Annotated in this window: 20 protein-coding genes; 14 read left to right on the forward strand and 6 right to left on the reverse strand. The window is 33.3% G+C overall.

What is annotated here, in order from left to right:
• The first annotated feature begins 87 nt into the window (after positions 1 to 87).
• The gene (locus tag G3A46_RS11525) at positions 88 to 891 is read left to right on the forward strand and encodes a lysophospholipid acyltransferase family protein (RefSeq protein ID WP_139854450.1); all 804 of its coding nucleotides are present in this window, start codon (positions 88 to 90) and stop codon (positions 889 to 891) included.
• Positions 892 to 913: 22 nt separating this feature from the next.
• Here G3A46_RS11525 and G3A46_RS11530 read toward each other — a convergent pair whose 3' ends face one another.
• Both G3A46_RS11530 and G3A46_RS11535 read right to left on the reverse strand, forming a co-directional pair.
• Positions 914 to 1,558 carry a hypothetical protein gene (locus G3A46_RS11530; protein WP_165149948.1) on the reverse strand — a complete coding sequence of 215 codons (645 nt, stop codon included), beginning with the start codon at positions 1,556 to 1,558 and terminating at the stop codon, positions 914 to 916.
• Positions 1,559 to 1,564: 6 nt separating this feature from the next.
• The gene (locus tag G3A46_RS11535) at positions 1,565 to 2,059 is read right to left on the reverse strand and encodes a sigma-70 family RNA polymerase sigma factor (RefSeq protein ID WP_165149950.1); all 495 of its coding nucleotides are present in this window, start codon (positions 2,057 to 2,059) and stop codon (positions 1,565 to 1,567) included.
• Between the two features lie 111 nt (positions 2,060 to 2,170).
• On the opposite strand from G3A46_RS11535, the gene G3A46_RS11540 reads away from it, so the two are divergent.
• Entirely contained in the window at positions 2,171 to 3,442 is a 1,272-nt protein-coding gene (locus tag G3A46_RS11540; RefSeq protein WP_165149952.1) for an NAD(P)/FAD-dependent oxidoreductase, read from the forward strand.
• Positions 3,443 to 3,457: 15 nt separating this feature from the next.
• On the opposite strand, the gene G3A46_RS11545 is transcribed toward G3A46_RS11540, so the two are convergent.
• On the reverse strand, positions 3,458 to 3,787 hold the full coding sequence (locus tag G3A46_RS11545; protein WP_165149954.1) for a hypothetical protein: 330 nt from the start codon (positions 3,785 to 3,787) through the stop codon (positions 3,458 to 3,460).
• A gap of 26 nt (positions 3,788 to 3,813) precedes the next feature.
• On the reverse strand, positions 3,814 to 4,410 hold the full coding sequence (locus G3A46_RS11550) for a DUF1801 domain-containing protein (protein WP_165149956.1): 597 nt from the start codon (positions 4,408 to 4,410) through the stop codon (positions 3,814 to 3,816).
• Positions 4,411 to 4,711: 301 nt separating this feature from the next.
• Between G3A46_RS11550 and G3A46_RS11555 the strand changes: the two genes are divergently transcribed.
• The 6 genes from G3A46_RS11555 to G3A46_RS11580 all read left to right on the forward strand — a co-directional run bounded on the left by G3A46_RS11555 (position 4,712) and on the right by G3A46_RS11580 (position 10,659).
• Positions 4,712 to 6,865, forward strand: coding sequence for a TonB-dependent receptor (locus tag G3A46_RS11555; protein ID WP_165149958.1), 2,154 nt, complete (start codon positions 4,712 to 4,714; stop codon positions 6,863 to 6,865).
• 123 nt (positions 6,866 to 6,988) lie between these two features.
• Positions 6,989 to 7,648, forward strand: a complete 660-nt coding sequence (locus G3A46_RS11560) for a hypothetical protein (RefSeq protein WP_165149960.1) — start codon at positions 6,989 to 6,991, stop codon at positions 7,646 to 7,648.
• Between the two features lie 69 nt (positions 7,649 to 7,717).
• Positions 7,718 to 9,046, forward strand: a complete 1,329-nt coding sequence (locus G3A46_RS11565; protein WP_165149962.1) for a 2TM domain-containing protein — start codon at positions 7,718 to 7,720, stop codon at positions 9,044 to 9,046.
• A 97-nt stretch (positions 9,047 to 9,143) separates the two neighbouring features.
• Entirely contained in the window at positions 9,144 to 9,452 is a 309-nt protein-coding gene (locus G3A46_RS11570; RefSeq protein WP_165149964.1) for a 2TM domain-containing protein, read from the forward strand.
• 11 nt (positions 9,453 to 9,463) lie between these two features.
• Positions 9,464 to 9,766, forward strand: a complete 303-nt coding sequence (locus G3A46_RS11575; protein WP_165149966.1) for a 2TM domain-containing protein — start codon at positions 9,464 to 9,466, stop codon at positions 9,764 to 9,766.
• Between the two features lie 137 nt (positions 9,767 to 9,903).
• Positions 9,904 to 10,659 (forward strand): LytTR family DNA-binding domain-containing protein, encoded by a 756-nt coding sequence (locus tag G3A46_RS11580; protein WP_165150132.1) that lies wholly within the window; start codon positions 9,904 to 9,906, stop codon positions 10,657 to 10,659.
• A gap of 10 nt (positions 10,660 to 10,669) precedes the next feature.
• Here G3A46_RS11580 and G3A46_RS11585 read toward each other — a convergent pair whose 3' ends face one another.
• Complete coding sequence (locus G3A46_RS11585; protein WP_165149968.1) at positions 10,670 to 11,875, reverse strand: LETM1-related biofilm-associated protein; 1,206 nt, start codon at positions 11,873 to 11,875, stop codon at positions 10,670 to 10,672.
• A gap of 148 nt (positions 11,876 to 12,023) precedes the next feature.
• Here G3A46_RS11585 and G3A46_RS11590 point away from each other — a divergent pair, with 148 nt between their 5' ends.
• Entirely contained in the window at positions 12,024 to 12,722 is a 699-nt protein-coding gene (locus tag G3A46_RS11590; RefSeq protein WP_165149970.1) for a DUF4331 family protein, read from the forward strand.
• Positions 12,723 to 12,749: 27 nt separating this feature from the next.
• A complete protein-coding gene (locus tag G3A46_RS11595) occupies positions 12,750 to 13,379 on the forward strand; it encodes a DUF4331 family protein (RefSeq protein WP_241836891.1) in 630 nt (209 codons plus the stop codon).
• A gap of 73 nt (positions 13,380 to 13,452) precedes the next feature.
• Here the strand turns inward: G3A46_RS11595 and G3A46_RS11600 are convergent, their stop codons facing one another.
• The gene (locus G3A46_RS11600; protein WP_165149972.1) at positions 13,453 to 14,034 is read right to left on the reverse strand and encodes an anti-sigma factor; all 582 of its coding nucleotides are present in this window, start codon (positions 14,032 to 14,034) and stop codon (positions 13,453 to 13,455) included.
• 193 nt (positions 14,035 to 14,227) lie between these two features.
• Here G3A46_RS11600 and G3A46_RS11605 point away from each other — a divergent pair, with 193 nt between their 5' ends.
• From G3A46_RS11605 to G3A46_RS11620, 4 genes are all read left to right on the forward strand, one after another.
• Complete coding sequence (locus tag G3A46_RS11605) at positions 14,228 to 17,680, forward strand: M36 family metallopeptidase (protein WP_165149974.1); 3,453 nt, start codon at positions 14,228 to 14,230, stop codon at positions 17,678 to 17,680.
• Positions 17,681 to 17,771: 91 nt separating this feature from the next.
• Positions 17,772 to 18,314, forward strand: coding sequence for an NAD(P)H-dependent oxidoreductase (locus G3A46_RS11610; RefSeq protein ID WP_165149976.1), 543 nt, complete (start codon positions 17,772 to 17,774; stop codon positions 18,312 to 18,314).
• The gene (pabB, locus tag G3A46_RS11615; protein WP_165149978.1) at positions 18,314 to 19,615 is read left to right on the forward strand and encodes an aminodeoxychorismate synthase component I; all 1,302 of its coding nucleotides are present in this window, start codon (positions 18,314 to 18,316) and stop codon (positions 19,613 to 19,615) included. The genes G3A46_RS11610 and pabB overlap by 1 nt, the downstream gene beginning before the upstream one ends.
• Before the next feature lie 116 nt (positions 19,616 to 19,731).
• The gene (locus tag G3A46_RS11620) at positions 19,732 to 20,418 is read left to right on the forward strand and encodes a fumarate hydratase (RefSeq protein ID WP_165149980.1); all 687 of its coding nucleotides are present in this window, start codon (positions 19,732 to 19,734) and stop codon (positions 20,416 to 20,418) included.
• The last annotated feature ends 4 nt before the right edge of the window (positions 20,419 to 20,422 follow it).

Raw genomic sequence — 20,422 nt, forward strand, 5'->3', positions numbered from 1 at the left:
AAGTGTATTGCAGTATAAAAGTAAACAGTCTATCAACTGTTTTCTGCAATTATTCATTGTTTGCATTTAAAGAAACTGAACTGATAAATGAGTCTTTTTAAAAAGAACCCATTCGGGCATATAATTTTTTTTAAACTCTGGCTTATACGTATAGCTGGGGTTTTAACTCATAGACGTTTTAAAGGGTTTAATGAGCTAAAAATTCATGGAAGTGAGATTATAAAAGATCTTCCAGATACCAATGTTCTCTTTGTAAGTAATCACCAAACTTATTTTGCCGATGTTGCAGCGATGCTTCACGTCTTTAATGCTAGTTTAAGCGGAAGAGAGGATAGTATCAAAAACGTTGGTTATTTATGGCGTCCTAAACTCAATATTTATTTTGTTGCAGCAAAAGAAACGATGAAGGCTGGATTACTGCCTAAGATTCTTGCTTATGCCGGATCAATTAGTATTGAAAGAACTTGGCGTGAAAAAGGAAAAGAAGTAAATAAACAAGTAAAAATGAGTGATGTTAGCAACATCACAAAGGCGCTAAATGATGGTTGGGTTATTACTTTTCCACAGGGAACAACAAAGCCTTGGAAACCTATTCGTCGCGGTACAGCACATATTATAAAAAAGAACAAACCAGTAGTAGTTCCTATTGTAATTGATGGTTTTAGAAGGTCTTTTGATAAAAAAGGACTTCGAATTAAGAAGCGTGGTATCCTTCAAAGTATGGATATTAAAAAACCTTTAGAATTCGATTATGAAAACGATACCATTCAAGAAATAGTAGAGAAATTAGAGTACGCTATAGAGCAACATCCTTCATTTCTTAAAGTGATTCCTTCTGAAGAAATTCAGAGTGAAGAAGAACTTAATAAGGAAAGACAATGGCGCTATTAAGAGAAATTCCAAGTAGATACTTTTATAATTCTATCTTTTCTAACTCTTTATAATTCTTGTACAATCTTTTCATTAAGATACCATAAATAACTCTGTAGAATAATAGTATTAGTACTATCAGTACGATGCCAATTAATATTTGGCTTAAAAAAAACATACTCATAAACCTTTCCTGAGTAACATTACTTAAACCAAAATCTTCAACCATATATTTGAAAACTATATCTTGGTTCAGGTAGTAATAAATATTAATACAGATAAGTAATACTGCTGTAGCAGTAACATTGTAAATCACAAAGTACTTCACAGTTTTACGTGCGCGTAGAATGTTTTGCATCAGCTCCTTAACAGAGTCGGTTATCGATATTTTTCGATAATTCTTGTAAAACAAATAGATGAAAACTCCAAATACTGAATAATTGAGGATGTTTACAACAATAAGGGTATTGTGTATCCCAATATCATTATTAAACTTAGTGTTCGATTCTGGAACTAAGAATGATAAAATTGTCCAAAAAATAATTTCAGCGATACTGATATAGAAAATCCACTTCACGATGGAAGATGACCTTTTCAACAGCATTTTATAAATGTCGTTAAAACTCAAATGTGGCAAATCCTGCTCGCGGCTTTGCCATTGTTTTTTTAAAAGTTCTAATTCATCCATTATAATCTACGGATTTAAAATGTTTTTTAATTTTCCTTTTATTCTGTTCATCTTCACTCTTGCATTTACCTCACTAATACCTAGTGTTTCGGAAATTTCTTTGTAATTCTTGTCTTCTAAGTAGAGAAAGACAAGTGCTTTGTCTATATCGTTTAAATCTTTAACAGCACGATACATTAGTTTTAGTTGTTGTTCGGTAGTATCGTCATAAGGTTCGGAAGAAATTTTAAAACTAACTCCTTCAAAATCTTGTGTTTTTATGCTTCTTTTCGATTTTCTATAAAGTGTAATTGCTGTATTAAGAGCAACCCTATACATCCAAGTGCTAAACTTACTATCTCCTCTAAATTTTGGATATGCACGCCATAATTGTATGGTTATTTCCTGAAACAGATCGTTGTGCGCTTCACTGTCGTTGGTGTATAACCTGCAAATTTTATGTACAATGTTTTGGTTTTCCTCAATTTGAGTGACAAAACTATGTTCCAGCTCTTTGTTCAAAGTTATTTTGTTGGTAATAGGTTAGTATATGCTAGTTTAGCTTTGTTACAAAAGTCATAAAAATTAAATGAAGCATCTTAACAATTTGTAACTTTAATAAAAATTAAAACTATGAATATTCCTAAAACTAAAAACCAACGCATAATTGTGATAGGGGGCGGATTTGCTGGGGTTTCCTTTATAAAAAAGCTTAGGAATGAAAATCTACAAATTGTACTTTTTGACAGACATAACTACCATACTTTTCAACCTTTGTTGTATCAGGTATCTACAGCTGGTCTTGAACCAGACTCTATAGCATATCCACTTCGGAAAATTTTTAGGAAAAATCTTGATTTTCACTTTAGATTGGCTGAGGTCGAACGTATTAATACTGAAGAAAATACTATCTACACCTCTATAGGTAGTCTAACTTATGATTACTTAATAATTGCGACTGGTACGCGCACAAATTATTTTGGGAATGATAGTATAGCTGAAAACAGTATGCCGATGAAGACAGTTCCTCAAGCTTTAAACATCCGAAGTTTGATGTTGCAAAATATTGAAAAAGCCGATATTACTTCAGATGTAAAAGAAAGAAAACGGCTGCTAAATTTTGTGATTGCCGGTGCTGGTCCTACGGGTGTTGAATTAGCAGGAGCTTTAGCCGAATTTAGAAAAGGAATTTTGGAGTTTGATTATCCCGATATAGACGAAAAAGAAATGAATGTTCACCTTATTGAAGGGCAGGATAGGGTATTGCCACCAATGAGTAAACAGGTTTCAAAAAAAGCACAAAAGTTTTTAGAAAAACTTGGCGTTGAACTTTATTTGGAAACTTTTATAAATAGTTATGATGGCAAAACCGTTACTACAAAGGATGGAAAGACCTTTGAAACTGCAACATTTATATGGGCTGCAGGGGTAACTGGAGCATTAATAAATGGTATTGATGGAAAAGCTTTAATTGAAAAAGCAAATAGGTATAAGGTTGACCAATTTAATAAGGTTGAAGGTTTTGAAAACATTTACGCCTTAGGAGATATTGCATTAATGGAGACCAAAGACTTCCCTAAAGGTCATCCCCAAGTAGCCCAACCCGCAATCCAACAAGGAAAGAACTTGGGAGATAATTTTAAAAGAATGCTGAATGGCAAAAAAATGAAACCTTTTAAATATAACGACAAGGGGACTATGGCCACCGTTGGAAGAAACAAGGCAGTTGTAGATATAGGGAAATTACACTTTGGAGGTGCAATAGCCTGGTTTTTATGGATGTTTGTTCACTTGTGGTTTTTAGTTGGCTTTAGAAATAGAGTGGTAACTTTTTTTAATTGGACCTACAGTTATATCAATTACGATAAAGCTGCCAGATTAATTATTAGGCCTTTCAAAAAATAAAATAGCTTTAAACAATTACTTGATTTTTACAGGAATCGGGTTTCCACTTGTTATCCAACTCCCTCCAACTTCTTTTATATTCACATCTAATGCATTTGAAGTTTCAACCTTTTTAATATTTACTTTCATTTCATCGTAAGTGTCAATGCTCTTTAGATTGACATTAAGTTGGTCGTAGGTATTAATGTCCACTAAACGTACATCCATTACATTATTTATAGGTTCAATTTCTTTGCTTTTATTAGCATAAGCAGAAGGAATTAGATTCAAATCTTTCACTACATTAAAAGTTAAGCAAATTGCAATGATTGTTAGAATAGCCTTGGTGTAAGTATCTGTTTTCATAATTAATTAGATTAGGAATTATTTTCTTAGTCGTTTTTATATTTATCGTGTAATCCAACGCCTTTTTTAATTAATTCACTAGACTTATCTAGGCGTTTTTGTTGGGTTGCTTCTCGTTTTGCTTCACCGATATATTCAGCGTATTCTCTTTGCCTACCAGGGGTTAGTTTGCTAAAGCTTTCTTTTAAAACTTTGTCAGTTGCCAATGCGCTTTTAAGTAAAAGAGGTATTGAAACATTTTTTTTCTTAACAGGCTTCATTTCTTTACCGGCCTTAGCGTTTTCAATTGCTTCTTCTACATATTGTAAAATGAGCTTGGGATTAATTTCATCATCTTCTTTAAAACGCCATTGCCTTAAGGCTTTAGTTACTCCTTCTTGGGCATTAATAAGGTTTTTAGCTTCATCCTTTAAAAACACACCTTGATGAAACCAAAGTGCTAAATGATTTTTGAAATCAGCCATAGCAACTACTAATTTTCCATTAAAGGTGTAAGTGGGTTTGCCCCATTTTACTTCTTCCTTTAATTCGGTTTGTTGAACAATACTGCGTAGAAGTTGAAGCTTATCTTTCCACTTTGTCTGTTTATTGATGAAAATATCTACTTTTTCTGAATCTGTCATTTTAAAGTTGATTTAAACCGAAGATACAATAATTCTGTTTTTGTTCGGACTATGAATGATAGAGGTAAAACAACTATATCGATAATTTGAATTTTATAAATTAGAATAAGGTGTTAGTTATTAATGTTTTAAGGATAATTCGTAGCTTGTGTGCTGATTATCAATTTAATATGAGTTTTTAAAATCTAAGAAGAAATTTGAGTTACAATTGAGCTGTGTTTTTTTACAGTTCAGATTGTTTTATTCAGAAAGGGCGTGTAGAAAATTCATCTTTGAACTGTAAATCAAAATCAACCATTCGATGAAAGTTTCTGTAGTCTTTTTTCTAATAATTCTGTTTCCATTTTCCTTTTTTGCACAAAGCAAAATTTCAGGAATAGTAACCGATAACAAAGGTGTTCCAATATTTGGGGCAAATGTATATTTAATCGGAACTTATGATGGTACTACATCAGATCAAAATGGAAATTTCACATTTGAAACTACTGAAACTGGAGTACAAACCTTAACTATATCGTATGTTTCATTTGAAACATTTACAATGATAGATGATGTTTCGAAACTAAAAAATCTTAAAGTTGTTCTGCGTGACGATGTAAATTCGTTAGAAACAGTAACAATTTCTGCAGGCTCCTTTTCAGCGGGTGATAATAGTAAAATTTCTGTTTTAAAGCCAATGGATATAGTAACAACAGCAAGTGCAGTTGGTGATTTTGTAGGGGCGTTACAAACGCTTCCAGGCACAACAACGGTTGCTGAGGATGGACGCCTTTTTGTCCGTGGTGGGGATGCAGGTGAAACGCAAATCTTTATTGATGGTATTCGAGTTTTTACACCCTATAGCCCTACAACCAATAACATCCCAACTCGCGGAAGATACAGTCCCTTTTTGTTTGATGGCATAACATTTTCTACTGGAGGTTATTCTGCAGAATACGGACAAGCGTTATCCTCAGTCTTACTATTGAATACCATAGACGAACCTGTACAGGAAAAGACAAATATTGCTATTATGAGCGTTGGTGGAGGGGTAGGACACACCGAAAAGTGGAATAAGTCATCATTGAGTCTGAATACATCTTATATAAATCTTGCTCCTTACATTGCTGTGCTTCCTGATAGAAACACTTGGGAAAAACCCTTTGAAACAGCTTCCGGAGAGGCTGTTTTTAGACAAAAAATTGGAGACGGATTATTAAAGGTTTATGGCGCTTTCGACTCTTCAAATTTTGAACTAACACAAGAAGATATTAATCTAGCAGAAGGATTGTATTTTAAGTTGAATAATAAGAACTTCTATACTAATGCTAGTTACTCTGAAAAACTTAATAAAGGCTGGTCAATTTTTGGAGGTGGGAGTTATACATACGCAAATACAAAAGTAAACATCGACAAAGCAGATATAAAGGATGTTGAAAATTCGGCACATTTAAAATTAAAACTCAACAAACGTTTTAGTAATTATTTCAAACTGAATTTTGGTGTGGAACAGTTTCTTACCGATTTTGATGAAAAATATAATGCGTCTGACTTTTCAGCAAAGCTTGGGTTTAAAAATAATGTGTCTGCCTTTTTTACCGAAGCAGATATCATTTTCTCTCGAAAACTTGCATTAAAACTAGGTGCTCGTGGGGAGTATAGTGAATTGTTTAAGGAAGTTACAGTTTCACCTAGAGTATCATTTGCTTTTAAAACAGGTAAGAATAGTCAGCTTTCCATAGCTTACGGAGATTTCTTTCAACAACCAGATAATGAAATTTTAAAGTTTACTACAGACGTAGAAGCTCAACATACCCAACATTACATACTGAATTATCAATATGCTGCAAACAATAGAATATTTCGTGCTGAGGTGTATAGAAAGCAATACAATAAGCTTGTAACATACAACGAAACCATTCCCGATGTAAATAGTTTGTTTGATAATACAGGAAATGGCTATGCCCAAGGATTGGATGTTTTTTGGCGCGATAACGAAAGTATAAAGAATGTAGATTATTGGGTAAGCTATTCATATTTGGATACCGAAAGAAAATATAAAGACTACCCAATTAAGGCCACACCAAACTTTGCTAATACTCATAATCTTTCGATTGTTGCAAAATATTGGATTGACGATTGGAAAAGTCAGATAGGATTTAGCTATCAATACGGCAGTGGTAGAACTTACACCGATTTAAATTCGCCTGGCTTTCTTCAGAAAAAAACAAGAGATTATAACAGTGTAAGTTTAAACTGGGCGTATTTATTATCGCAACAAAAGATACTTTATTTCTCCATAAACAATGCCTTCGCTTTTAAAAATGTGAATGGATATCAGTACGCAAATACTCCTGATGCCAATGGGAATTTTGCTAGAAGGAAATTACTTCCAGCAGCAGATCAATTCTTTTTTGTTGGTTTCTTTTGGACTATTAGTGAAGACGGGAAAAATAATCAACTAGATAATCTGTAGGAGTTTAATATTACAATTCAGTCAATGTAATCAACATTTCGGTTGTTTCATTTTTAAATAATAGAAGTATTAAAGGAAATTTGAATAATAATAAAACTTTAAACCAAAACTAAAATATCAATTATGCAAAACGTACTCACTTACTTAAGTATAGTCTTAACTGCTTTTTTTATGCAGGTAGAGGCTCAAACAACTTCAACAGAAGTTTCGGAACCAACCAAATACCAACAAGGAATGCAAAAAGCATTTAAGCTTTGGCAGGAAGATAAGTCTTGGGAAGCAGCCAATATGTTTGAAAGAATTGCAACCGCAGAAACAGACAATTGGCTGCCGCCTTATTATGTAGCTCAAATAAATATTATAAACAGTTTCACAGAAAAAGACGCAGCGAAGTTGAAAGCACAACTAGACAAAGCACAGAATTTTATAAATGATGCCACAGCTATATCAAAAGGTAATCCTGAATTATTAGTGCTGCAAGCACAGTTGTATACCGCCTGGATTGTGTTTGACGGGCAGCAATACGGAATGACTTATTCTCCAAAAGCTGCTGCGCTTTACAACCAAGCTTTAGCTATAGCTCCAGAAAATCCAAGAATGATCTTGGCTAAAGCTGAGTGGGATATAGGAAGTGCAAAATATTTTAATCAAACAATAGATACTTACTGCAAAGACCTTCAACGTGCGATAGAACTTTTTGCTACTTTTAAACCCGAAGGAGAGTTCTACCCAACCTATGGTGAAGAAAGAGCAAAACAAATTGTTGCAGAAAGTTGTAAGTAAACCTTTTCCTAATTTCAAGATTATTAATCAACTGATATTCTTGTGTGTAATTTTTAAAATAATCATTCAATGCGCATTTTTAAAGACATAGGGAAAGCATTTTTTGTAGGGACTATTGTGTTTATCATTCTTGTGATAATTCAACATATAAATGGACATTTCTTTAAAAATGGTCGTCAGCTGCTGATTGCTTTTTCGTACAACCAATTATATTCTGTAATTCTATATTTGGCTAATGCATACTATTTTGGGTTTTTACTCAAAACATTTCCCAATCAAGTCTTTAAAACTAAAAACCTTTTAAAAGGGCTTTTAGGAGGTGTTTTAGTTACATTAGTAGCTCTTTTTGTTATTCGTATAATTACACAAGTAGGAATAGAAGGGAAAGATTTTTCAGTATTTATTTCTTCTGAAAAGATTGATTACTATTATCTCTCATTCATTATTTCTGTAGTAATTACTGCAATATTTTATTCTTTTTATTACTATCGAAATAAACAGCAAACCATTGTAACCGAACAAAAACTAATTGCTGGAACAGCATCAGCAAAGTTTGATGCTCTAAAAAATCAATTAGATCCTCATTTTCTCTTTAATAGCCTGAATGTACTAACTAGTTTAATTGAAGAAAATCCAGAAGCAGCTACTCGATTTACAACTTCGCTTTCAAAAGTATATCGCTATGTATTAGAACAAAAGAATAAAGAGCTGGTTACGCTAGAAGAAGAACTAAAGTTTGCCGAACTCTACATGTCTCTTTTAGTAGTAAGATTTGAGGATAGCATCATTTTTAGTACACCACAACATTTAAAAAATTCGCAAGCGAAGGTAGTGCCATTATCGCTGCAATTACTGTTGGAAAATGCTGTAAAACACAATCAAGTTATGCCATCGAAAAAACTTCATATTACTATAACAGAAAAAGATGGGATTTTAATAATAACCAATAATATTCAGCCTAAACAAGTTTTAAAAGAAAGCACAGGCTTGGGGCTGCGAAACATTCGAGAAAGGTATGCGCTTCTTACTAAGCAACCCGTTACTATTAGTAAAAACCAAGAGGAGTTTAGTGTTGCAATACCAATATTAACAGAAAACTTTGAAGTTATGAATTCATCAAAAATATATATTTCAGAAAAGAAATTTAAACAAGCTCAAAAGCGAGTGGAGAAGCTAAAATGGTTTTATGTGCATTTAGCTATTTTCGTGTTTTTTATTCCAGTACTTATTTACTTAAATATAATTTCCCACGCAGGATTTCCTTGGGCGCTATTTCCAATCTTCGGATGGGGATTTGGAGTAATTGGTCACGCATCAGAAACATTTAAATACAATCCGTTTTTTAGCAAGTCTTGGGAAGAAAGAAAGATTCGTGAACTAATGAGTAAAGATGAATAATTTACTGTTCATCACTTATTATTAACACTTCGGCGCCTTTCTCTTTACATAGAGCTCAATATTCGGTACTTTTAAGATAAGGTTTAAAATTACAGTTATGGAAATAAATAAAGAAGATTATAAATATATCAAGGCAAAACGACGTGTAGAGGAAATGAAAAAGTTTTACACTAATGTTGCCATGTATGTTATTTTCATTTGTGCCTTAGCGGGACTAAATTACTATGTAAACGAATTTAAAAATCCTTGGTTTTTATGGGCTGCTTTTGGATGGGGAATCGGAATATTTTTTCAGGCTATTAAGGTATTTAAATGGGCACCATTTATGGGTAAAGATTGGGAAAATCGTAAGATTAAGCAGTATATGGAAGAGGAGAAAAAACGAGAAAATAAAAGTGAATTTTAATCATTTTAAAAATGGAGGTCAAGAAAAGTTTATCCTATTTAAGAGCTAAGAAAAAAGTCGAAACTTTAAAAGGGTTCTATAGTCATCTTTTAGTTTTTGTAGTAGTTAATATTATAGTCCTTCTCTTCTCAGCTAATGTTTTTAACAACAAACCTTTAGATTTCAAAAACTGGAGTAATTATGCATTTGCTTTTTTCTGGGGTATAGGTTTAGTATCACACGCTATTTATGTTTTCTTTGAATTTAAACTTGAAAACGTTTTTTTAAAGCGATGGGAAGAAAAGAAAATTAAACAGTTTTTAGAAGAGCAATAGCAAATTGATTTTCAATTAGCAACAATCAAAATTCAAATAATAAATAAAACTAATTTTCAAAGGTGGCTAAGTACTTTTAGTGTGAAAACACGTAAATGAAAACGCTACAATTACCCACACAATTTTTACGAAACTATATGAATGTAATAATTATTGAAGATGAAAAACCGTCAGCTCGTTATCTTCAACGTATGTTAGCGAAACAAGATGTAAATGTAAGTGAAATGCTACACAGTGTTGAAGAAGCTGTAGAGTGGTTTAAGACTAACAAACATCCAGATTTAATTTTTTTAGACATTCAATTAAGTGATGGACTTTCTTTTGAAATATTTGATGTTGTTGAGGTTAACAGTGCGATAATTTTCACCACAGCTTTTGATGAATATGCTTTGCAGGCTTTTAAGCTTAATAGTATAGATTATTTATTAAAACCTATAGATGAAGAAGAATTACAAGCTGCCGTTAAAAAATACATGTTTTTAAAACCTTCAAATAAAAATCTACAAATTAATTTTGAGGACATTAAAAAGCTTCTGGTAAATCCGGTTGAACGCGAGTATAAAAAACGATTTACAACCAAAATAGGGCAGCATATCAAAATGATTTTGGTAGATGAGATAGAGTGTTTTTATTCTGAAAATAAAGGAACTTATGCACACACTGTAGATGGGCGAGATTATCTTTTAGAAACAACTTTAGAACAGCTTGAACAGGAACTTTCGCCAGAACTTTTTTTTAGAATCAGTCGGAAATATATAATAAATATAAACTCAATCAAGGATATAATATCTTATACAAACTCTAGACTTCAATTGAAGTTAAATAGCTATAAAGAACAAGAAGTTGTTGTTGCACGTGAGCGGGTGAAAGACTTTAAACTTTGGTTGGAGTAAAATTCAAAACTTATTTAATTCTATTCTCCTGAAAAGAAGATGGTAATAGCTTCGGAATAAATTTAACTAATAGCGGTAGTAGCAAGCTTCCTCCCGGTAAGAGAAAAATGGTTAGTGAAGGTATAGACTTACAAATGTCTAATAACTGCTCTTTCACTTTATACTTTTCTTCTGCTGTTAGATCACGAATTGTTGAATGTCCAAGTAAAACAACTAATTCACCACTTTCTTCAAGTTCTCTAGCAAGTCTATCTTTATTTCTAAGAATTAGTAATTTAACCGTTGCAGAGGATTGCTTGTAGAATTGCTTTACAGGGTGTGAATATTCAAAAAGTAGAATTTTTTCCGTGTATTTTTCAGCAAAATTTTTAAGAGATAAAAGACTTCCTTCTAAATCCTTTTCAGAGAAATTTAAGGTGACTAATAATTGTTGTAAAAACTGATGTTCAGAAATATCCATTGTAAGATCTTCCCAAACAGTAAGGCAACACAAGTCTAAGATAAATTGTTTTTCTAATGAGTTTATATCGCTGTTGAGGTAGTTTAAACTCTCTAAAAAAGTAGCCGCTCCACCTTCACTATAATCTATTATATAATCTGATGATGATTCAAAAAACTCTACTAATAACTTATCGTATTTTGTTTTTTCTTTTTTAGAAACTAAGGTGTAAAAACATGCAGTTAAGGTAGTGGATTCTAATTCACGATAATAAGATTTCACTGAACTAGGATCTTTTTGCCAATGTTTAAATGCAAGAACATCAAGGTAGAGTAGGGCGTGGGTGAGTAAAGAAATTGTATTCTTCTTTAAAATAGTATTAACCGATTGTAATCGCGCTGTTAGTATATGTTCTAAAGTGTTTGACGGACTTTGTGCTATAGAAAACATTTGAAAAAATCCTGTTTTCCCTTTTTCTAAATGATTATAAAATGTTAGAATACTTTTTATGGCATCGTCGTAATTGCCATTTTCGTTGTTTTGAAAATATTGAAAAAGTAAAGTATGAAAGAGATTAATTTTAGTAAGCTCTTCTTTAGTGTATTTTAAATGTCCAAGAGATTTTTTCGGAATAACAGAAACAGTAACACCATAGATAAATCCTGTTTGCTTTAAAGCTTCATAAAATTGATGGTTGTTTTTAAAAGCATCAACAAGTTCCTCCTTTTCAAATAGATTTAAGAATTTTAGTATCCAATCGGGTGCTGAAGGGTTCATCGAATTAATTATAGTTATTTTTGACTGTTCAAGCCTTGATTTTTTCTTGTTTCCCAAAAAATATCGCATTTTTGAAAATCAAGATTGTACATTTAGACCTAAGTTAAAATGAACAAGTAAAATTAATTAATAAAAACTTACTAAAAAGATGAAAAAATCAAAACTTTTTGCAGTCATAGGTGGCCTTGGAATGGTTGCATTATCTGCTTTTTTGATGTCGGCAGATCATATGGATGCTCCATCGGTAAAAGGTTCTTCTGCAGATATTGCAGATTTTTACGCCTTTCAAGGTGAAAACAATAATAACTTTGTTTTTGTAGCTAATATTCAAGGATTACTGCCAGCAGGACAGGCTACCGAGCAAGCTGTTTTTGACGAATCTGTACTTATAGAATTTAATATAGACAAAGACAACGACCTTAAAGAAGATTTAGTTATTCAAGCTATCAAACGTGGAGATTCTATGCATTTCTTTGGTCCAGCAGTTCCTGAGTATACGGGGGATGAAGGTTTAAGAAGTACTATTTTAACCTCAAGCACAAGAAGAAGTGTGAAAATTTCTACTATAGATGATATTCAAGTTGCTGAAATAGATGGAATAAAATTATTTGCAGGGCCACGTGAAGATCCTTTCTTTTTTGATCTAAACAAGTACAACAGTATTCTAGCTGGCGATGCAACAGAGTTCAGTTCTCAAGGAACAGATTATTACGCAGGAAAAAATGTTTTAAGTGTAGTAATTGAACTTCCAAAATCAATGCTTCCAGGTGGTACAGTAGGGGTAAATCAATTTTCACCTGATACTCCAATGTATAATGTTTGGGTAGAGTCTAAAAGAAAGATTTAAAACGTGTTAATCAACAAAACAAAAAACATGAAAACTTTAAAATATATAACGCTCTTTGCTGCATTAGGTTCCTTATTATTATTCACCCAATGTAAAGACGACGACGATAATATTATTATTAATGCTACTTGTTCCGATGGTATAAAGAATGGAGATGAAACTGGAATAGACTGCGGTGGAAGTATGTGTGACCCTTGTGATGAAAGTGGTTTAGACTTTAGTGGTGTTTACATTCAGGAAGACCAAATGGGAAGACCATCTATAAATACAATGTTTGGAACATTAGGCTATAGAGATACTTACAATGTAACGGTACCTTCAAAAATGCAAGTTGAATTTCAGAGTATGATGGAAAGTAAATTGTTGTTACTAAACCCAAATTATACAACAAACGTATGGGGATTAGACGCAGCTGCTTCTTCTACTTTGTTGTCAAACGATGTATTATGGTTAGCTGAAACAGGAGAAACTACTTATTCAAACGGTGTTGATATATTAACAGGAAGAGCCTTAGGGGAAGATGTGATGAATACAACACTTCAATTAATTTATGGAGGTGCCGATGGGACAGAGAATCCAGGATTAACTGAAGATGGAGTCCCTTCAAATGATGCTGAATTCTCCAACAGCTTTCCTTATTTGGCTCCGCCATTTTAATAGAACTACTATAAAACAAAAAAAGAGAACTCAAGTAGTTCTCTTTTTTTTGTTTTCTAAAATAGAAAGGTTATTACTTAGCTATAGTTCCTAATGTGTACAATTGCGAAAGATTAGGTGATTCACTACCGCCTTCTTCCTCTAAAGTTATACCAATAGCTTCAGATAAAGAAAGATCTGAAAATTTATATATTCCATCAGCAACGTTGTTTTGAAGGTTGATTAAACCAATGCTTGTTGCGGAAAAGGGTTCCATTTTGAGTGTCCAAACTTGATAAGTCTTCCCATTAGGTGGTGTAGGTAGGTTTTTAATATCTATATAAGTATTTCCTTCTTTTTGGTTTAAATATACCTTAGCAAAAGCGGTAGGCGCTACAGCTTGGTTACCTGCTAATGTATAAGTTTGAACATCTTTAGCTCTTAAAATTTCAAGAACCTTATTACTTTCTTTTAATTGATTTTCTGTTTCAGAATTTTTGGTTTTTAAAACTGTATTCTGAACAGTAGCAGTTTGTAGAGCTTTATTCAAATCGTTATTTTGTTTTAGCATCCACAAAATTCCTCCCATAAAAAATATAGCAGCAGCCCATCCTAAAATAGCCGGTAGATTGCGTGGTTTTGATTTTTTGATATCAGAAGCTTTATTCTCGTTCATTTAGATGATAATTTAATTTCTGTAAAAGTACTCATATTGTCGAAACATATTTAAGTATAAAAACTCTTGTTTAAAAATGTTAAATAAATAGGGATGCTAATGTAAAGGTTGTAATAGAACTATTTTTTAATAGCTTTACAAGCACAAATAATACAATTTATACATATTAATTAAAATCAACCCCCAAAAAAACATGAAAAAAGTTACAAGAAATTTATTTCTGGCAGCTGTCTGTTTGTTTTCAGGCAGTATGATTGCTCAGGATTTTTCAAAGACTATTTCCGACCAACTGAATCAATTTGTAGAGAAAGGAGAGTTACTACCTGAAGACCTTCAATGGCAAGTTACAGACGAATCTAAAAGTCGTACAAGTGGAATTCAACACGTTTATTTCAGACAGTTATTAAACGATATCGAGATTTACGGTACCGATTCTGGAATTCATACTTTACCAAATGGTGCTGTTATTTCACAAGACAGTAAATTTATTAAAAGTACTTCCGAAAAATTATTTGGAAATACACAACCAGGATTAACAGCTTCGCAAGCAGTTCAGGCTGCAGCAATGCAATTAGGTTTTACGCTTAATGAGTCTTTAACTGTATTAGATAAAGCTAAAGGTGCTTCTAAAGAAACACTATTAAGTGATGGAGGTATTTCTTTAAGTCCTATCCCTGCAAAACTCGTGTATGCTATTACCGATGACAATCAATTAGTTTTATCTTGGGATATTTCAATTCAAGAGAAAAGCCAACAAAACTGGTGGAGTTTAAGAGTTGATGCTACTACTGGTAAAATTTTAGATAAAGCAGACTGGATGGTTAGCTGTAATTTTGATCACGACCATAGTAATGACGTGAAAGAAATGAACTTTAACACCAATTTATTTGACGTGCCTAACTATGCAGAATTAGTAGCGAAATCTAATAATACTAACTGTACTGAATGTTATGAGGCATTTGCTTTACCTATTGAGAGCCCATATTATGGAAACAGATCAATAGAAGTTCAACCAGCACATCCTGTTGCTTCTCCTTACGGATGGCACGATACTGATGGAGTTCCTGGAGCAGAATATACAGTTACACGTGGTAATAATGCAAATGCTTACGAAGATGGTAATAACCCAGGATATCAACCAAACGGAGGACCAAATCTAGATTTTACAGGTTATCCGTTTAGTCAAACATATTCAAGTTCTAACCAATATGAAGATGCTGCAATTACTAACTTGTTTTATTTAAATAACATCATTCACGACGTAATGTATATGTACGGTTTTGATGAAGAAAGTGGAAACTTTCAAGAAAATAACTACGGTAATGGCGGTATTGGTGGTGACTCAGTAAATGCTGAAGCTCAAGATGGTTCAGGTACTTGTAATGCAAACTTTGGAACTCCACCAGATGGAGGTAACCCAACAATGCAAATGTACATTTGTGGTGATAAAGATGGAGATTACGATTCATTAGTTGTTATACACGAATACGGACACGGTATTTCAAATAGATTAACTGGTGGTCCATCTGCTGCAGGATGTTTGCAGAATTCAGAACAAATGGGAGAAGGTTGGAGTGACTTTTTTGGAGCTTTACTAACAATTTCTCCAGGTGATGTAGGTACAGACCCTAGAGCTGTAGGAACATACTTATTTGGTCAAGGACCAAACGGTGGAGGTATTAGAGATTATCCTTATAGTACGGATATGAGTGTGAATCCTCAAACTTATGATTTTATTAAAACAGCTGCTGTACCACACGGCGTAGGTTCTGTATGGGCACAAATGTTATGGGAAGTAACTTGGGCATTAATCGATGAACATGGTTACGATCCGAATCCATACAATTTTACTGGTGATGTAAACCAAGATGCAGGAAACATTATGGCTATGGCTATTGTAACTGAAGGATTGAAGTTACAACCTTGTAGCCCAGGATTTGTTGACGGTCGTGATGCAATTATTGCAGCAGATCAAGCTATATATGGCGGTGCAAATGAGTGCTTGCTATGGGAAGCTTTTGCAAAAAGAGGGTTAGGTTATAGTGCAGACCAAGGATCTTCAGGAAGTAGAAGTGATGGAACTCAAGCTTTTGATACACCTCCTTCAAGTGCTTCATTAAGTGTTTTAGAAGAAGTATGTGTTTCTTCAAATGTGATGACTGATTTAACTGGTGGTGCCCCAAGAGGTGGTGTTTATAGCGGACCAGGTGTAACAGATAACGGCGATGGATCAACATTCAGCTTCGATCCTATTGCTGCTGGTGTTGGAGTTCATACAGTTACTTATACTGTTCAAGCTAGTAATTGTACAGTTGCATCTTCTGACACTGATACTATTGAAGTTCTTTCAGTTCCTGATGGACCAACTACTGTAGGAGCAACAGACGTTTGTATAGGTGAAGAAGTTACTGTAACTGCAACTCCTAACGACCCTTCAAACATTATTAGATGGTTTGACGCTCCAACAGGAGGAAACTTTTTACACGAAGGAACATCTTATACATTCACACCAACAGACGATAGTAATGTTTATGCACAAGAAAGTGAACCAGGATTATTATCTAAATTGGTTATTTCTGAAATAAGCGTTGAGACTCCAGATAGATTTGAAATTCAAAACATTGGAGTAGCTACAGATTATGTAGGATACAAAGTTGCAGTAAGTGATCAACCATATACAAACATAAATACAGTTAATTCAATTGTAAGGCCATTATTCCACATGGATGAAAATTCTGTAAGAGTATTTAGTGATGAAAGTGGACCTGATTATTGGGGTAATAATATTTGGTGGGGTAGTACTGGTACTGGATGGATTATAATTATTGATCCTGACGGAAACGTTGTTGACTCTGTTTTTTGGGGCTTTAGTGCTTCTCAAATTTCAAACCTGAATTTAACAATTGCAGGTTTCAACATAACTGCTTCCGATTTAGATTGGACTGGTGCAGGCGCTAGCTTTACGAATGATTGTGGTTCTGATTCTTTTAGAAGACACGGAGACACAGATTCAGCTGCTGATTGGTCTGGAGTATGTGAACCTTCAGATTTTGGAGTTCCTAACTCTGATATTAATATCGGCCCAACAGGATGCCAAGCATTAAGAACTTTAACTGAAATTACTGCAGAAACTGAAGCGCCAGTTATTACTTGTCCTGCCGATGTGGTAGTTGAGGTACACCCAGGTACTCAGTTTACATTACCTGATTATACAGCTGACGCAGTAGTAACTGATAACTGTAGTTTAACTCCTACTATTACACAAAATCCTGCTGTAGGAACAATGGTAGATGCTGGGGTTACAACTATTACGTTAACTGCTACAGATGCTTCTGGAAATGAAAGCACTTGTACTTTCACAGTTACAGTAGAAGATACTTTAGGTGTAGATGATAATGAGTTCTTTAATAACATTGCACTTTATCCAAACCCAACTTCTGGTTTTATTACATTGGCCAATAAAACATCTGAGCAGCTTGTAAATGCTGTGATAACTGATGTAAAAGGAAGTGTTGTTAAAAACATCGATTTAAGTAAGTCTGGTGCAGAAACTTCAATTTCAATGGAGAATCTAGCTGCAGGAATGTACTTTATGAAAATTAACACCCAAAACACAAGTATTGTTAAACGAATAGTGAAGCAATAAAAATTTATAATTTCAATAGTTAAGAACCCGCGTCAAACTTGTTTGGCGCGGGTTTTTTTCAATAACTTTGTCGCCCAAATAAACTTATAGAATGAGTAAAATTCTTTTCCTAGCAGGTAGTAATAGTAGTACATCTATTAACCATAAACTTGTAAGCTTTGCTGCAACTCACATCCCAAATCACAATACTGAAATTATTAAACTAACAGATTATGATCTGCCAATGTTTGGCGTAGACCTTGAACGCGAAAAAGGTTATCCTGTTAATTTAAAAATGCTCAACAACAAGATACAGGAGTCTGATGCTCTCGTAATTTCAGTAAATGAACATAACGGAAATATTTCGGCTTATTTTAAAAATACGTTAGACTGGTTATCCCGTTTAGATAGAAAGTTTCTAGAAGGAAAAAAAGTGTTGTTAATGAGTACTTCTAATGGCAAACGCGGAGCAGCTTCAGCTTTGGAGTACACAAAAAATACACTTCCTCGCTTTGGTGCAAATGTAGTTGAGAGCTTTAGTTTCCCATCTTATTCTGAAAATTTTTCAGAACAGGAAAACACCATTACCAATGAAATTTTACTGTTAGGTTTTATAGACGTTATTCAAAACTTTGTACATCAAATTGAAATTTAATGCGGACTGTTAAGAAATTTCCTTTTTCTTTAACCGAAGCATCTAAACAAAGCTTCCTTCAATGGGCGCAGCAATATGATGAGGTTGTATGGTTAGACTCAAACAGCTATAAACAAGCTCACGAAAGCTATCAAGCTATACTTGCAGTTGACGCATTTACGGCAATAAAAACCGATGCGTATGATGCTTTTGATAAATTAAAAGAGTATCAAACCACAACTCTCGATTGGATTTTTGGTTACCTTTCTTACGACCTTAAAAATGATGTAGAGCCGCTTCAATCCAATAACTTTGACGGTTTATATTTTCCTGACTTATATTTTTTTCAACCTAAAAAGCTTTTTCTTTTTACTGAAGAAAATGTTGAGGTTCATTATTTAAATATGGTCGATGATGAATTAGAATCTGATTGGAAGGAAATTTCAGAACTTCTACATTCATCCAAATACATTAACCCTCATAAGGCTTTGGATATTAAAGCTCGTACAGCTCAAGCTAATTATATCGAAAAGGTAGATAAGTTTTTAGAGCACATAAAAAGAGGAGATATTTATGAAGCAAATCTATGTCAAGAGTTTTATTCTGAAAATGCTGAAATAGACCCCTTAAATACCTTTATTGAACTCAATAAAATCTCAAAACCACCATTTTCCGTTTTTTTGAAGCTGAATGAATTACATGCACTTTCGGCTTCTCCAGAACGATATATCAAAAGAAGCGGAAATACTATAGTCTCACAACCTATTAAAGGAACGGCTAAGCGTCTAGATAATGAAATTGATGATTTGAATATGATAAAACAACTTCAAAATGATCCTAAAGAACGCAGTGAAAATATAATGATTACAGACCTTGTGCGTAATGATTTATCTCGAATAGCTCAGAAGGGTAGTGTAAAGGTAGAGGAGTTATGTGCTATTTATACATTTGAACAAGTGCATCAAATGATTTCTACAATTTCCTGTCAAGTGAGTTCAGAAACTGCTAGTGTAGATATTTTAAAAAATACATTCCCAATGGGAAGTATGACAGGCGCACCAAAAATTTCTGCCATGCAAATTATTGAAAGTACTGAAGATGCTAAACGCGGATTATATAGTGGTGCCATAGGCTATTTTACACCTTCAGGCGATTTCGATTTTAACGTAGTTATTCGAAGTATTCTATATAATTCTATTGAAAAGTATGTTAGCTTTTCTGTAGGAAGTGCGATTACAATAAATTCTATCCCAGAAAATGAATACGAAGAGTGTCTGCTGAAAGCAAAAGCAATGCGCTTAGTTCTTAACCCTCCATTATAATCTTAGTTTATTAGCTTTTTAACTGATAAGTTTTATTTATTAGTGTTTTGGCTTATAAAGCATATTTATTAGCATTATGACTAATAAATTTGTATATTTGAATAAATTTATAATGAATGAAATATTCGGTTATATCTGGCGACATCATATCTTCTACTAGTTTAACAGGGGAAGACCGTAAACTTGTAGAGGAAAAATTAAAGAATCTTCTAAAAGATTTAGAGGAAGAATTTAATGTATATGGTCGTATTATTAAAGGCGACTACATAGAATGTGTAGTGCCAAATGCATCGGAAGGATTACAAGTGGCTTTAGCTATAAAGAGTTTTGTAAAAGCAATTCCAATTGAAGTTAAAACCTATAAAACCTCCGACAGTAGAGTAAAACAATTTAAGATACACGGAATTCGCCTTGCTATAGGTTATGGTGAATTGAGTAGGTATAGTCCTAAAGATGGAATTATTGATGGTGATGCTATTTACTTATCAGGACGCGAAATAAGTGGAGAAACGACCTATAATAAGGAGCGAATCGTTATAAAAAACACCTTGTTTTTTGCTTCAAAAGACGAGTCTTTAAATAAAAATTTCCAACCTTTACTAGCACTTTTAGACGTGTTAATAAGTAAAGCAACATCTAGACAATGTGAGGTTTTATATTTAAAGCTGATGAATAATCAGGAAGATGAAATTGCAAAACGTTTAGGTATTGGGCAGTCTGCAGTAAATCAACACTCGACTAGTGTAGGTTGGAATGCAATTGAAGAAGCTGTAAATTACTATAAAATGATAGTTACAAACTAAAACA

The sequence above is a fragment of the Aequorivita sp. KMM 9714 genome, assembly GCF_011065475.1.
In the GTDB taxonomy this organism is placed as follows: Bacteria; Bacteroidota; Bacteroidia; order Flavobacteriales; family Flavobacteriaceae; genus Aequorivita; species Aequorivita sinensis.

Excerpts from the sequence above, each read along its gene's own strand:
- G3A46_RS11525 (WP_139854450.1), top strand. The coding sequence starts at position 88 with ATGAGTCTTTTTAAAAAGAACCCATTCGGGCATATAATTTTTTTTAAA.
- G3A46_RS11530 (WP_165149948.1), bottom strand. The coding sequence starts at position 1,558 with ATGGATGAATTAGAACTTTTAAAAAAACAATGGCAAAGCCGCGAGCAG.
- G3A46_RS11540 (WP_165149952.1), top strand. The coding sequence starts at position 2,171 with ATGAATATTCCTAAAACTAAAAACCAACGCATAATTGTGATAGGGGGC.
- G3A46_RS11545 (WP_165149954.1), bottom strand. The coding sequence starts at position 3,787 with ATGAAAACAGATACTTACACCAAGGCTATTCTAACAATCATTGCAATT.
- G3A46_RS11550 (WP_165149956.1), bottom strand. The coding sequence starts at position 4,410 with ATGACAGATTCAGAAAAAGTAGATATTTTCATCAATAAACAGACAAAG.
- G3A46_RS11555 (WP_165149958.1), top strand. The coding sequence starts at position 4,712 with ATGAAAGTTTCTGTAGTCTTTTTTCTAATAATTCTGTTTCCATTTTCC.
- G3A46_RS11560 (WP_165149960.1), top strand. The coding sequence starts at position 6,989 with ATGCAAAACGTACTCACTTACTTAAGTATAGTCTTAACTGCTTTTTTT.
- G3A46_RS11565 (WP_165149962.1), top strand. The coding sequence starts at position 7,718 with ATGCGCATTTTTAAAGACATAGGGAAAGCATTTTTTGTAGGGACTATT.
- G3A46_RS11570 (WP_165149964.1), top strand. The coding sequence starts at position 9,144 with ATGGAAATAAATAAAGAAGATTATAAATATATCAAGGCAAAACGACGT.
- G3A46_RS11575 (WP_165149966.1), top strand. The coding sequence starts at position 9,464 with ATGGAGGTCAAGAAAAGTTTATCCTATTTAAGAGCTAAGAAAAAAGTC.
- G3A46_RS11580 (WP_165150132.1), top strand. The coding sequence starts at position 9,904 with ATGAATGTAATAATTATTGAAGATGAAAAACCGTCAGCTCGTTATCTT.
- G3A46_RS11585 (WP_165149968.1), bottom strand. The coding sequence starts at position 11,875 with ATGAACCCTTCAGCACCCGATTGGATACTAAAATTCTTAAATCTATTT.
- G3A46_RS11590 (WP_165149970.1), top strand. The coding sequence starts at position 12,024 with ATGAAAAAATCAAAACTTTTTGCAGTCATAGGTGGCCTTGGAATGGTT.
- G3A46_RS11595 (WP_241836891.1), top strand. The coding sequence starts at position 12,750 with ATGAAAACTTTAAAATATATAACGCTCTTTGCTGCATTAGGTTCCTTA.
- G3A46_RS11600 (WP_165149972.1), bottom strand. The coding sequence starts at position 14,034 with ATGAACGAGAATAAAGCTTCTGATATCAAAAAATCAAAACCACGCAAT.
- G3A46_RS11605 (WP_165149974.1), top strand. The coding sequence starts at position 14,228 with ATGAAAAAAGTTACAAGAAATTTATTTCTGGCAGCTGTCTGTTTGTTT.
- G3A46_RS11610 (WP_165149976.1), top strand. The coding sequence starts at position 17,772 with ATGAGTAAAATTCTTTTCCTAGCAGGTAGTAATAGTAGTACATCTATT.
- pabB (WP_165149978.1), top strand. The coding sequence starts at position 18,314 with ATGCGGACTGTTAAGAAATTTCCTTTTTCTTTAACCGAAGCATCTAAA.
- G3A46_RS11620 (WP_165149980.1), top strand. The coding sequence starts at position 19,732 with ATGAAATATTCGGTTATATCTGGCGACATCATATCTTCTACTAGTTTA.